This is a genomic window from Mycolicibacterium cosmeticum, assembly GCF_000613185.1.
Taxonomy (GTDB): Bacteria; Actinomycetota; Actinomycetes; order Mycobacteriales; family Mycobacteriaceae; genus Mycobacterium; species Mycobacterium cosmeticum.
Genome location: NZ_CCBB010000001.1, coordinates 1,476,797 through 1,489,097, shown reverse-complemented (window position 1 = coordinate 1,489,097; position 12,301 = coordinate 1,476,797). Strand labels below are relative to the sequence as shown.

General features: G+C 65.8%; 11 protein-coding genes and 1 pseudogene. 7 read left to right on the top strand and 5 right to left on the bottom strand.

What is annotated here, in order from left to right; all coding sequences use genetic code 11:
• Positions 1-186: 186 nt before the first annotated feature.
• The 5 genes and pseudogenes from BN977_RS07035 to BN977_RS07025 form a co-directional block, all read right to left on the bottom strand.
• Positions 187-948 (bottom strand): type VII secretion target, encoded by a 762-nt coding sequence (locus BN977_RS07035; RefSeq protein ID WP_036396856.1) that lies wholly within the window; start codon positions 946-948, stop codon positions 187-189.
• A gap of 140 nt (positions 949-1,088) precedes the next feature.
• Positions 1,089-1,580 carry a hypothetical protein gene (locus tag BN977_RS32620; RefSeq protein ID WP_131590032.1) on the bottom strand — a complete coding sequence of 164 codons (492 nt, stop codon included), beginning with the start codon at positions 1,578-1,580 and terminating at the stop codon, positions 1,089-1,091.
• A gap of 636 nt (positions 1,581-2,216) precedes the next feature.
• Positions 2,217-3,086, bottom strand: coding sequence for a hypothetical protein (locus tag BN977_RS32615; protein WP_131590030.1), 870 nt, complete (start codon positions 3,084-3,086; stop codon positions 2,217-2,219).
• Between the two features lie 13 nt (positions 3,087-3,099).
• Positions 3,100-5,484 carry a TPR repeat domain-containing protein gene (locus BN977_RS31360; RefSeq protein WP_051561124.1) on the bottom strand — a complete coding sequence of 795 codons (2,385 nt, stop codon included), beginning with the start codon at positions 5,482-5,484 and terminating at the stop codon, positions 3,100-3,102.
• A 27-nt stretch (positions 5,485-5,511) separates the two neighbouring features.
• Positions 5,512-6,660, bottom strand: a pseudogene (locus BN977_RS07025) (AAA family ATPase); the annotation flags it as partial.
• Between the two features lie 71 nt (positions 6,661-6,731).
• Between BN977_RS07025 and BN977_RS07020 the strand changes: the two are divergent.
• The 7 genes from BN977_RS07020 (at position 6,732) to BN977_RS31760 (ending at position 12,287) form a co-directional block, all read left to right on the top strand.
• The gene (locus BN977_RS07020; protein WP_036396855.1) at positions 6,732-7,295 is read left to right on the top strand and encodes a cytokinin riboside 5'-monophosphate phosphoribohydrolase; all 564 of its coding nucleotides are present in this window, start codon (positions 6,732-6,734) and stop codon (positions 7,293-7,295) included.
• A gap of 11 nt (positions 7,296-7,306) precedes the next feature.
• The gene (fadD6, locus tag BN977_RS07015) at positions 7,307-9,082 is read left to right on the top strand and encodes a long-chain-acyl-CoA synthetase FadD6 (RefSeq protein WP_036396853.1); all 1,776 of its coding nucleotides are present in this window, start codon (positions 7,307-7,309) and stop codon (positions 9,080-9,082) included.
• A 146-nt stretch (positions 9,083-9,228) separates the two neighbouring features.
• Positions 9,229-10,059 carry a dihydropteroate synthase gene (folP, locus tag BN977_RS07010; RefSeq protein ID WP_051561471.1) on the top strand — a complete coding sequence of 277 codons (831 nt, stop codon included), beginning with the start codon at positions 9,229-9,231 and terminating at the stop codon, positions 10,057-10,059.
• Entirely contained in the window at positions 10,056-10,997 is a 942-nt protein-coding gene (locus tag BN977_RS07005; RefSeq protein WP_024450859.1) for a glucosyl-3-phosphoglycerate synthase, read from the top strand. The genes folP and BN977_RS07005 overlap by 4 nt, the downstream gene beginning before the upstream one ends.
• Positions 10,998-11,031: 34 nt before the next feature.
• Positions 11,032-11,385 carry a DivIVA domain-containing protein gene (locus tag BN977_RS07000; protein ID WP_024450858.1) on the top strand — a complete coding sequence of 118 codons (354 nt, stop codon included), beginning with the start codon at positions 11,032-11,034 and terminating at the stop codon, positions 11,383-11,385.
• Positions 11,382-11,966 (top strand): DNA-3-methyladenine glycosylase I, encoded by a 585-nt coding sequence (locus tag BN977_RS06995; protein ID WP_036396850.1) that lies wholly within the window; start codon positions 11,382-11,384, stop codon positions 11,964-11,966. The genes BN977_RS07000 and BN977_RS06995 overlap by 4 nt, the downstream gene beginning before the upstream one ends.
• A 153-nt stretch (positions 11,967-12,119) precedes the next feature.
• Positions 12,120-12,287 carry a DUF3117 domain-containing protein gene (locus tag BN977_RS31760; protein WP_003406247.1) on the top strand — a complete coding sequence of 56 codons (168 nt, stop codon included), beginning with the start codon at positions 12,120-12,122 and terminating at the stop codon, positions 12,285-12,287.
• The last annotated feature ends 14 nt before the right edge of the window (positions 12,288-12,301 follow it).

Genomic DNA, 12,301 nt, shown 5'->3' with positions numbered 1-12,301 from the left:
AACCTGCAGAGGCCGTTGATGCAGAACATTCCGGGCTTTGCGCAGCGCAAAGGCCGGAGGAGTCGATACGCGTCAACCCCGACGAAAAGCTCCGCTGGTTTGCTGGGAAGAGTCCAGGTGACAGGTCAGCCGACGTAGCGGACCTACGGTCGGCCCGACGCGCGCTGCCAGAACGGCATCGAAGGTTCAATCCGCTTGCGGATGGGTCGGTGCCGGACGCTGGCGAGGAGCGGGGGGCTCCACCGGTGCACGCTCGGCCGGCGACGTGGGTCCTGCTTCGGCTCGGGCCTCCTGCTCCTTTTCCTCGGTGCCGTGCTTGTCCTTGTCCTCGGCTTTCTCCTCGGCGCGGCGGTCGTCCTTCTCGATCTGGGCACTCTTGACCTCGGATTGGCCTCCGATACCCGACGCCGACTGCGCCGCTTGCTGCACACCTTGCATGATCTGCTGCGGAATCTGCTGCAACCCCTGGGCTAATCCCTGCAGTGGTTGGGTGATCGACTGAGCCATCTGGCCGACCTGCTGTCCCACCTGGCCCAGCACCTGCCCCATCTGGCCGGCCATGTCCCCGCCGGCTCCACCACCCGAAGCCGGCGCGCCGCCAACAGCAGAGCCTGCCCCACGCCCCGGTGCATCCTTGCCTTCGAGAACATCAGCAGCGGCCTTGAGTCGTTCAGCTCCCTGCTGATCACCAGCCGCATACGCCTGCGCGGCCTTCTGCAAGAGCTCAGAGATGGTGCTCGCCGCCGTCGACGTGACGCCGAGCGTGTTCTGCCGGCCGGTCAGGACTCCCGACAACGCGGTGTTCACGGCCGAGGCGATGACGCCATGGCTGGTCTCGACACCCGATCCGTCCACACCGGCAAGACCGGACAGTCCGGCCGCGACATCGGAATGCAGTTGCGAGTAGTTCAGCACCCCGTCTGTCTGGACATGAAGCGGATCGGTCATCGTCGTCGGCCCCCGTTCGGTTCGCAGCTCATTCTATGGGCGACGGCACCGAGGCAGTGACGGATATTCACCGCTCCTTGCGTGGCAGGACGGCGGTGAGCGTGCTGCATACGCAGGCCTGACGAGTGCTGCAGTGCCAGTTATTTCGGATTCAGCGGCCAACCCGGCACGGCGTCACCGTGCGGAGGGGGCTTGTCTTTGAACCCGGCGATCATGGACAGCCGTTCGGCTTCGTTTTGAGGCATCGCTTGACTGCATCGTTGCATAAGCGAGGCAGGTGGCCAGCGCGTAGGCTCCGGCGCGTCTTTGGGGCCCCATCCACCGAAGCTGGCTCCAGTGATGAACCAATTGCCGAACACATCTTGGTCTGGGGCGGGAGCCGGTCCTTCTTGAGGTGCGGAAACCGGTGCAGGGGCATTCGATCCAACTCTCGGATCGTGCTGGGTCAATGTGATCCGAAGCGGTCGAACCCCAGTGTCTGGGCGGGGTGTGGCGTTCGACTGAATAGCTGCGACCGAGATGAACTTTCCCGGCTCAACGTCGCTTCTCATGAAGTTGGCGTAGTCGCCGATACAGGCTAGAACTTCCAATCCATCGGCGGCAGGCGTGATCTCGAGCAGATGGAACTGCATGGATCCGTAGTGCGGTCGAGCGTCCCGTGGAGTAACGGAATACCCTTCGCCAAGTGGCCGAATGCCCGTCAGTTGTAGAGCCGTAGCCTCGCGATACGTTTGGTTCGCAGGGGTCGCTCTCATGAAGCCGGGGTAGACGTTGTTGCTATCGGCTGTGAAGATCGCGATGTTGTAGGACTCGACGTAGGCGCGGACGACTACGCCAGGTCCTTCCGTGAGATCGATGCCGGGCTCGGCTGACCATTGAAACCGAAAGTCATCAACCAGCTTGGGCCAGTTGGGGTATGAACGCGTTGGTGCTGTCTCTGTCGTCGATACAGGCCCGGATTGAGAGGTCGTGGCGCACGCCGAAAGCAGTGCCACGGCGACAAAGGACGCTATCGACCGTATCGTCTGGCTCCATCGCTCAGGTCGCACCGTAAACCGCCCCGCAACCGGCGATCGTCACCGTGAGCGCAATTGCTAAGGCCAACAGGCATTTCTGCCTCGTCGTCGTAAGCAAACTGATCATCCTTATTTGTGCGGTATCAGCGGGTCGAACTCACAACGCTGGTGCTGTCAGCTGCCTACTGGAATCTCAGCGGTCAGAGCTGGTGATGAACCACGGCGAACTAGATGTAGCTCAAGGCGATTTGTTCAGCTGGCATCCAGTGGCCAACCAGGGACCGCGTCGTTATGCGGCGGAGGGTTGTCCTTGAAGCCTGTGATGATGGCAAGTCTCTCGCTTTCGTTCTGGGGCATGACCTGGCTGCAACGCTGCTGAAGCGAAGTCGGCGGCCAGCGAAGCGGTTCGGGCGCATTCTTCGGTCCCCATCCCCCGAAGCTGGCTCCGGTAATGAACCAGTTAGCGAACAAGTCTTGATTGGGTGCCGGGGCAGGTCCGCGCTGTGGCACCGAAACAGGCGCCGGGCCGCCGCTTTCCAGCTGGGTGAGTGTGATGCGAAACGGACGCACGCCGCTGCCTGGGCGTGGTTGGGCGTCGGGCTGAAAGGCTGCAACGGAGACGAACTTCCCAGGATGTACCTCGCTCTCCATAAAGTTCGCATAGTCACCTGTGCAGCCAATTACGTCCCATCCATCAGGAGTCGAGTTCATCTCGAGAAGGTGGTACTGAACGGCTCCGTAGTGAGGGCGGGCGTCTTTGGAGGTGATGTTGTAACCCTCTCCTAGTGGGCGGATACCCGTTACTTGTAGCTCGGGCGCTTCGCGATACGTCTGGTTCTCTGGCGTGGCACGCATAAAGCCGGGATACACGTTGTTGATGTCGGCGGTGAACGTCGCAATGTCGTAGGACTCCAAGTACGCGCGGATGATCACGGCCGGTCCGGTGGAGATATCGATACCCGGTTCAGCGGACCAGTGGAACCGGAAGTCATTGAGTAGCGGGGGCCAATACGGGAACTGGCGGCCCGGCTCAGCACTCGGTACCGGCGACAGGCTGGTTTGCGAGGGGCTGCCACATCCGGCTAATACGATAACGACCATCAGCGTTGCCAACAGGCGCATCGCGGACGCTTGCTTACGTCGCACCGTAGGCAGCCTCAACGTAGGTCCGCCAGTAGGCGGTCATCAGGTCGTCGATGGGGCGGTCGACCCCGACCGAATCGAGGTACGCGTTGACGTTGTTGTGAAAGTCCCTGTACTCCTTGCCTCCTGACTGGTCAGGTGCTACCAGTTCGCCGGTCTGGAGGTACTCATCAATCAATGACATGTCCCCAGCGTTCGCATTCGCCAACACCTGTGCCAAATACTGCTGGGTCGGAAATGTTCCGGGGATGGTCACATTCGGGGGCTTACCTTCCTGGGGTTCGGGGCCGACGATGAAGTCCTTTCCGATCGAGCCGGCCTCGGATGCCAGCCCGCCGGGTGTTCCTCCATGTCCTGCCACAGTTGTCGCGAGATCGAAGAGCTTCCCCCGCAGCTGCCACGATTCATGGCGGGCCTGGAACTCGTTGTGCAGCCTGGATGCAGCCTCGTCATAGCTTCCGAGGTTCAGCGCTGCTTGCAGACGGCCAGCAGATTGCATGGCGAAATCGTCCTTCACCGGATTCCCGCTCGCTGCTGACAGCGCCGCGTTCTCGAACGCCTTGTTCACGTGCTGCTGGGTGTTCTCGAAGAGAATCTCGCTGGCGGTCTTCGGCGCACCGGATCCTGGCTGTTGATCCAACAGTGGATGGTCCGACATCAGCACACTCATCAGATGACGGGTCTTCACGGGTTCGGTCTGGGATTGATCGGCGGGATCGAGCGGCGCGAAAAGTCCGTTGTTGCCTCCGGTGTTGTTGCCGACCATATCGTCAAGGTACGGCGACAATGCTCGCGCCATGTCCCGGGTGAGCTCTGGGTTGACTTGGCCGAGTGATTGACCCTCCGCCCCATAGCCTCTGGTGCTATCGAGATTGAGCAGGTGGTTGTCGGGGTTGCTGGTGAACTCGGCGAGGGCGTGGGCTGTTTCGGCCGCCCGACCCGTCGAGTCCTGATCGGCAGACTGCTCCACCCAGTCGAACAGGCCGCCAGCCGCCAGGCCGTCGTCCTGCCACTGGTGGTTGGTCAGGTCATGCAGGAACTTGTCACCGCCGGCGCCGGTCACCGTGTCGTGGATGACCATGTCGTCTTTGTTCACCGAGTTGAGCATGTTCTGCAAGGTCGGATCGACGTTCTCGTGGTACCACCGCGGCGCGTCATCGCCAGGGCCGAATCCGGTCCCCGGTGCCTGCGGTATCGGCTGACGGTTGGAGATATCGAGCATCTCTTGGCTTTTCGCCATCATTCCAGCGTCCAAAGCGGAACCTTGTTGCAAGCTGCTGTTGCCCTGCTGCATCACGTTCGCGAGATCATTGAGACCTTGCGTCGGCTGTAGCGGACCTGTCGGTTCCGGCGGAACGACCCAGCGTCCATCCTCGAATACGCCGCTCGACATCGGTTGCGTCATCGCAGGTCCGTCCAAAATCTTCTGGACGCCATCAGGAAGCGCGTACTTGCCGCCGCTCGCAGGCCGATCGATCGACGGCGGCTCGGTCTGCGGAAGTCCGGTGGTGATGTGCGGGTTCGAAGCAAGCTGGAACACATCTGCGACACGGCCGCCATCGGCTCCGGACTTGTCCATGATGGCTTTGATTTCGGCAGGCGTCTTGTCCCCGAATGCTCTCGAAAAGCCCTGGAGATAGGACATCTGGTCGGGTGGCAGGGTGAGATTCCCGTTGTGCAGCGCCGCCTGCTGCTCAGGGGTCAAGGTGGTGTTCTGGTTCAGGCGCTCTCGCTGCTCGGGGGTGAGTTGCCCGTTTTGTAAGGCCTCAGAATCCTCGGCCCCGGTCTCGCTGGGAGGCTTGTCCTTGCCAGTCGTCGCTTCGCCGTCCCCCTTGACCCCTTTGAAGTCGCCCGTGCCCTCCTTCGGCCCGCCGCCGAACTTCTGATCCGTCGAAAGCTTGTCCCACTCCGTCCCGAGCCCGCGGATCTTGCCGGCGATGGTGTTCAGCTCGGTGTTCGACGTCGAAACCACATTGCTGATCCGGCTCAGCCCCTCCCGCACGATCGGGACCAGATCGCGGTCGCGATTCTTGCCCGGCGGTACCTGCGCCGCGGCGTCGAGAACCCATTTCTTGATGCCGTCGAGGGTTTGCCTGCCGTTGGCCACCACCTGTGCGGACTCGGTGACATGCGCGCCGAGGCGTTGATCCAGCACGGCCAGTTGGGCGAACACCTTGGCGTGATCGGTGTTGACGGCGCCGTACGCGTTCGCCGCGGATCCCGTCCATTTGGAGCCGGGGGCCGCGGTCTCGACGGTCGACTGCATCTGGCGCAGCGACGCGCTCTGGTCGAAACGTTCACCGGATTGCGGTGTCCCCGTGCCGAAGGTCTCGCGTGCCTTCGACCACGTCGACAGAAACGCGTCCAGCACGCTCACGTGATCCCCCCTGTCACGACATCGATCTTATTGCCGCGACTCCCCGCCGTGGTCCACCATTTCCTGCGCCTGACGCGCCGCGTCGGCGGCCGCGGCGCCGAACCCGAGATCGAGCCACTCGTCGGCCACCGCGGCCAAGCCGTCCGCGTCGCGCGCCGCCAGCGCTCGCGCGTGGACCGTCGTCACCCGGGCGAACGGACACGGCAGGGACAGTCCCTCCAGCGCCGCCGCCGCTCGCACGTCCCCCAGTCGCACCGCGTCGTGCGCGGCGCGCAATGCCACCGCGGATTGACCGCCGCGCTCGGCCGCGCGGAAAGCCTCCCGCGCGGCGCTCACCGCGCCGATCGAATCCTTGCGGGCCCAGCTCGTCCACGCCCGGGCCAGTGCGAGCTCCGGCGCGAACAGCATCGACTTCAAACCGTGCCGAGACTCTGCTCGCCCCAATGCCTTTGCCGCTGCCACCGTCGACCCCTGCTGGCCGAGCGTCTGCGCCAACAACATCCACGCCAACGGAGTCCACGAATAGCCGGTCGGCGCCAAACTGTCCGCCGTCGAACGCAATAACCCCACCGCGGCGTCCAGGTCACCGCGCGCGGTCAACACTTCGGCGGTCAGCACCTGGCCCACCCAGTGTCCAGGCCCGGAGTCTCCCGTGAGCTCGGCGGCCAGCTCCTCGGCCCGGTCCAGCTCGGCGCCGAACACCGCGGCAAGCACCTGTCCGTAACCGGAGGTGAAGCGCAGCAAGCCGGGATGGCCCGCCGCGATCGCCCGCGACGCCAACGCGTCGACGGGGCCGAACTCGCCCATCCGCGCATGCGCCAAAGCCGCCGCCGACGCCGCCCAACCGATCGCCTGATCCGATGCCGTCGGCGACGCCAGCACCGACGCCGACAACGCCCGGCACCGCTGTAGGTCCCCGGCGTTCATCGCGAACGTGCCCAACAACGCGTCCACCGTCGCATCCGAGGACACCCGGCCGCGCAGCGTCCGCAGGAAGGCCGTCGCCCGCTCGGGCTCGTCGAGCATCCAGAACTGGTTGGCCGCCCGCGGCAGCGCCCACGCCAGCAGATCGGCCTCGTCCAATGTCGCCGGATCAACCGCCGCGAGCACCGCGTCGGCCTCCCGCCCGCGGCCCTGCCAGGCCAGCTCCTGCGCTCGGGCCAACCGCGCCTGCAGCGACTCAGCTACGGGATCAGGCACCGCCGCAGTGTATGGCGGCCACGGGACGCTCGGTAACGTTTTGCCCCGTGGCCGAAACCCCTGCCTGGGCGGTGTGCGTCTACTGCGCCTCCGGCCCCACACACCCCGAACTGCTCACGCTTGCCCACGACGTGGGCCGCGCCATCGCCGACCGCGGCTGGACGCTCGTCTCCGGCGGCGGCAACGTCTCGGCGATGGGCGCCGTCGCCGACGGGGCGCGCCAGCACAGCGGTCGCACCGTCGGAGTCATCCCGAAGGCGCTGGTGCACCGCGAACTCGCCGACGTGGACGCCGACGAGCTGATCGTCACCGACACCATGCGGGAGCGCAAGCAGGTCATGGAGGAACGCGCGAACGCGTTCATCGCGTTGCCCGGTGGCATTGGCACTCTCGAAGAATTTTTCGAGGCATGGACTGCTGGCTATCTCGGGATGCACCACAAGCCGATCGTCATGCTCGACCCGTTCGGCCACTATGACGGGCTGCTCAGCTGGCTGCGCGGTCTCGTCGACACCGGGTACGTCGGCGCCACCGCCCTCGATCGCCTGATCGTGGTTAACAATGTGGACGCGGCCATGGCCGCATGTGCCCCCGGTGAGATCGCTCACTAGAGTTCTTACTCATGAGTAACGACACATCCCGCGCCAGCGTCGGTCTGCTCGATATCGCCACCCAACTCCCAGGGTTCCTCGCCGACGCTCCCGCGATCGTGCGCGGGCTGGTCACCGGGCTGGCCGCGCGGCCGACGGCCAAGACCTCGATCGGCAAAGTGTTCCAGGATCGGGCCGCCCAGTACCCCGACAAGGTTTTCCTCAAGTTCGAGGACCAGCAGTACACCTACCGGCAGGCCAACGAGACGGTCAACCGCTATGCCGCCGTGCTGGCCGCCAAAGGGGTGGGCCACGGCGACGTCGTGGGCATCATGCTGCGCAACTCGCCCGACGCGGTGCTGCTCATGCTGGCCACGGTCAAATGTGGCGCGGTCGCCGGGATGCTGAACTACCACCAGCGCGGTGATGTGCTGGCCCACAGCTTCGGTCTGCTCAACGCCCGGGCCGTGGTCGCCGAGCACGACCTGATCGAGCCCATCGGGGAGAGCGGCGCCGAGCCGGAGGGCTTGCTGACCATCGACGACCTGCGCCAGCTGTCGCTGACCGCGCCGACCACCAACCCGGCCGTCACCTCGGCCGTGCTGGCCAAGGACAAGGCCTTCTACATCTTCACCTCGGGCACCACCGGCCTGCCCAAGGCCAGCGTCATGACGCACTACCGCTGGCTCCGTGCACTGGGCGGCTTCGGCGGGCTGGGACTGCGCCTGAACAGCAACGACACCTTGTACTGCTGCCTGCCGCTCTACCACAACAACGCGCTGACGGTGGCCACCGGATCGGCCATCAACGCCGGCGCGGCGCTGGCCCTGGGCAAGTCGTTCTCGGCGTCGCGGTTCTGGGATGAGGTGATCCGCTACGGCGCCACCTCCTTCATCTATATCGGTGAGATCTGCGGTTACCTGCTCAACCAGCCGCCCAAGCCGACCGACCGCCAGCACAAGGTGCGGGTCATCGCCGGCAACGGGCTGCGCCCGGCCATCTGGGACGAGTTCACCGAACGGTTCGGCATCCCGCGGGTGTGCGAGTTCTACGCCGCCAGCGAGGGCAACACCGCCTTCGTCAACGTCTTCAACGTCGACAAGACCACCGGGATCTGCCCGAGCCCGGTCGCGTTCGTCGAATACGACCTCGATACCGGCGAGCCGGCCCGCGGCCCCGACGGCCGGTTGCGCCGGGTCAAGCGCGGCCAGCCCGGCCTGCTGCTGAGCAAGGTGTCCAGCTTCCAGCCGTTCGACGGCTACACCGACAAGTCGGCCAGCGAGAAGAAACTGGTGCACAACGCGTTCAAGGACGGCGACGTCTGGTTCAACACCGGTGACCTGATGCGCTCGCAGGGCTTCGGCCACGCCGCCTTCGCCGACCGGCTCGGCGACACCTTCCGGTGGAAGGGCGAGAACGTCGCCACCACCCAGGTGGAGGCCGCCATCTCGGCGGACCACCAGGTCGAGGAGGCGACGGTGTTCGGGGTCGAGGTGCCCGGCTGCGGCGGGCGGGCCGGCATGGTGGCCCTGCAGCTCAAGTCCGGTACCGAGTTCGACGGCGGTGCGCTGGCCAAGGCCGCCTACGCGAACCTGCCCAGCTACGCCGTGCCGCTGTTCGTGCGGGTGGTCGAGGAACTCGCGCACACCTCGACCTTCAAGAGTCAGAAGGTCGAGCTGCGCAAGCAGGCCTACGGGCCCGAGGTCGAGGACCCGATCTACGTGCTGGCCGGCCGGGACGAGGGTTATGTCCCCTTCTACGACGGCTACGTCGACGAGGTGCGCGACGGGAAGCGGCCCAAGTCGTAACGGCTTCGGCGCGCTCAACCGCGCTCACCGCGGTTGAGCGCGCCGAACTCGCACGCCGCTAGCCTGGTGACGTGCAGTCGACGTGGCGGGGCGAGCGAAGCGACCGGAGATTGTTTCTGGGCCGCCCGGTCGCCGGCGACCGGGCCATGATCATGGCCATCGTCAACCGCACCCCGGACTCCTTCTATGACCGCGGCGCCACCTTCGACGACCAGGCGGCCAAAGACGCCGTGCACCGCGTCATCGCCGACGGTGCCGACGTCATCGACGTCGGCGGGGTCAAAGCCGGTCCGGGCAGCAGCGTCGACGCCGACGAGGAGATCGCCCGGGTGGTGCCCTTCATCGAATGGCTGCGCGACGCCTACCCGAACCAGCTCATCAGTGTCGACACCTGGCGGGCCACCGTGGCCAAACAGGCGTGCGCGGCCGGAGCGGACCTGATCAACGACACCTGGGCGGGCGCCGACCCGGGCCTGCCGGAGGTGGCCGCGGCGTTCAATGCCGGGTTGGTGTGCTCCCACACCGGCGGCGCGGTGCCGCGGACCAGGCCGTTCCGGGTGAACTACGGCATCACCGAACGTGGCGCGGTGGACGATGTCATCGCCGAGGTGACCGCGGCGGCCGAACACGCGGTCGAGGTCGGGGTGTCCAAGGACGCGATCTTGATCGATCCGACGCACGATTTCGGCAAAAACACTTACCACGGTCTTAGTTTGTTGCGCCACGTAAAAGATCTTGTAAATACGGGATGGCCGGTCCTGATGGCCCTGAGTAACAAGGATTTCGTCGGGGAGACTCTGGGTGTGGGCCTCACTGAACGCCTGGAAGGCACCCTGGCAGCGACCGCACTGGCGGCCGCCGATGGAGCTGCGATGTTCCGGGTACACGAGGTGGGACCTACACGACGCGTACTGGAAATGGTCGCGTCCATCCAAGGGGAGCGTCCACCGACGCGGACCGTGAGGGGACTGGCATGACACTCTCGCCTGACCTGGCCACCGGAATCACCGGCCATTCATGGCTCACCGACCACAGCTGGAGCCGACCGATGTGGACGATCGCCGAGCTGGAGGCCGCCAAAGCCGGCCGCACCGTCTCCGTCGTGCTGCCGGCGCTGAACGAGGAGGAGACCGTCGGGGCGGTGGTGGAGACCATCGCGCCGCTGCTGGGCGGGCTGGTCGACGAGCTGATCGTGCTGGATTCCGGGTCCACCGACGACACCGAATTCCGCGCCGTCGCGGCCGGGGCCCGGGTGATCAGCCGCGAAACCGCCCTGCCCGAACTCGAACCGCGCCCGGGCAAGGGCGAGGTGCTGTGGCGCTCGCTGGCGGCGACCACCGGAGACATCATCGCGTTCGTCGATTCCGACCTGATCGATCCGGACCCGATGTTCGTGCCCAAGCTGCTCGGTCCGCTGCTCACCGCCGACGGGGTGCACCTGGTCAAGGGCTTCTACCGGCGCCCGCTGAAGGTCAGCGGTGCCGAGGACGCCAACGGCGGTGGCCGCGTCACCGAGCTGGTCGCCCGGCCGCTGCTGGCCGCGCTGCGCCCGGAGCTGACGTGCCTGCTGCAGCCACTGGGCGGCGAATACGCCGGCACCCGCGAACTGCTGACCTCGGTGCCGTTCGCGCCGGGCTACGGCGTGGAGATCGGTCTGCTCGTCGACACCTACGACAAGCTGGGCCTGGACGCCATCGCCCAGGTCAATCTGGGCGTGCGCACCCACCGCAACCGGCCCCTCACCGAACTCGCGTCGATGAGCCGGCAGGTGATCGCCACGCTGCTGTCGCGCTGCGGCATCCCGGACTCCGGGGTCGGGCTGACCCAGTTCTTCGCCGACGGCGACGACTACACCGCCCGTACCTCGTCGGTGTGTCTGGAGGACCGGCCGCCGATGAACACGCTGCGCCCCTGATCCACTTGTCGGTGCGGTAAGGCACTATCGAAGCGTGACCCTGATCCTGCTGTACTTGGTCGTGCTGGTGCTGGTCGGCATCGTCTTGTTTGCCGTGGGCAGTGTGCTGTTCGGGCGTGGCGAATCGCTGCCGCCCCTGCCGCGGGGCACCACCGCGACGGTGCTACCGGCCTCAGGGGTCACCGGCGCCGACGTCGACGCGGTCAAACTGACGCAGACCTTCCGCGGCTACAAGACCAGTGAGGTCGACTGGGTGCTGGACCGGTTGGGTGCCGAGCTGGATCTGGTGCGTGGCGAACTGGCCGCGGTGCGGGCTGCCTACGGGATCGCCGAGGAGCCCGAACCCGCCGAGCACGAGGCGGCGCATGCCCGCGCCGAGGAGTCATGAGCGCACTGGTCACTGACGACGGCCTGATCCGGTGCGGTTGGGCGCCAATGGATTCCAAACCGGACTCGGTGCTCTACCGTGAGTATCACGACACCGAATGGGGTCAGCCGGTACGGGATTCGGCCGCGCTGTTCGAAAGGGTCAGCCTGGAGGCTTTCCAGAGCGGGCTGTCCTGGCTGGTGATCCTGCGCAAACGGGAGCACTTCCGCAAGGCGTTCAAACGGTTCGACGTGGACAAGGTGGCCCGCTTCACCGAGCGGGATGTGCAGCGCCTGTTGGCCGATGAGGGCATCGTGCGCAACCGCGCCAAGATCGAGGCCACCATCGCCAACGCGCGGGCGGTGTCCGATCTCGATGTCGAGTTTGCCGACCTGCTGTGGTCGTTTGCGCCGGAGCGCCGCGAACGGCCCGCCGACATGTCGGCGGTGCCGGCGGTCACGGCCGAGTCGACGGCAATGGCCAAGGAACTCAAGCGTCGCGGGTTCCGATTCGTGGGGCCGACGACGGCCTACGCGCTGATGCAGGCGACCGGGATGGTGGACGACCACATCGCCTCGTGCTGGGTGCCGTCAGCGACCTGAACTGGTCACAGTCAGGTGCCATCGCCGGGTCTTTTCACACCGAAGGCTCCGGATAGGGAACAATAGAGTCAGTTCACTATCCAACTCGAGCCGGTGAGACCGGCCATGAACGGGTCCGTCGGCGCGGGCCGGCGCACGCGGAGGGAGCACACGATGGCGGCGATGAAGCCCCGGACCGGTGACGGTCCACTGGAAGCAACCAAAGAGGGGCGCGGCATCGTGATGCGAGTACCACTGGAAGGTGGGGGACGACTGGTCGTCGAACTCACCCCGGATGAGGCCGCCGCACTGGGCGACGAGCTCAAGGGCGTCACCAGCTAGCTCCATCCCGCCGC

What these genes read in the sequence shown, in the direction of transcription:
- BN977_RS07035 (WP_036396856.1), bottom strand. Translation starts at nt 948, where the DNA reads ATGACCGATCCGCTTCATGTCCAGACAGACGGGGTGCTGAACTACTCG.
- BN977_RS32620 (WP_131590032.1), bottom strand. Translation starts at nt 1,580, where the DNA reads ATGCAGTTCCATCTGCTCGAGATCACGCCTGCCGCCGATGGATTGGAA.
- BN977_RS32615 (WP_131590030.1), bottom strand. Translation starts at nt 3,086, where the DNA reads ATGCGCCTGTTGGCAACGCTGATGGTCGTTATCGTATTAGCCGGATGT.
- fadD6 (WP_036396853.1), top strand. Translation starts at nt 7,307, where the DNA reads ATGAGTAACGACACATCCCGCGCCAGCGTCGGTCTGCTCGATATCGCC.
- folP (WP_051561471.1), top strand. Translation starts at nt 9,229, where the DNA reads ATGATCATGGCCATCGTCAACCGCACCCCGGACTCCTTCTATGACCGC.
- BN977_RS07005 (WP_024450859.1), top strand. Translation starts at nt 10,056, where the DNA reads ATGACACTCTCGCCTGACCTGGCCACCGGAATCACCGGCCATTCATGG.
- BN977_RS06995 (WP_036396850.1), top strand. Translation starts at nt 11,382, where the DNA reads ATGAGCGCACTGGTCACTGACGACGGCCTGATCCGGTGCGGTTGGGCG.
- BN977_RS31760 (WP_003406247.1), top strand. Translation starts at nt 12,120, where the DNA reads ATGGCGGCGATGAAGCCCCGGACCGGTGACGGTCCACTGGAAGCAACC.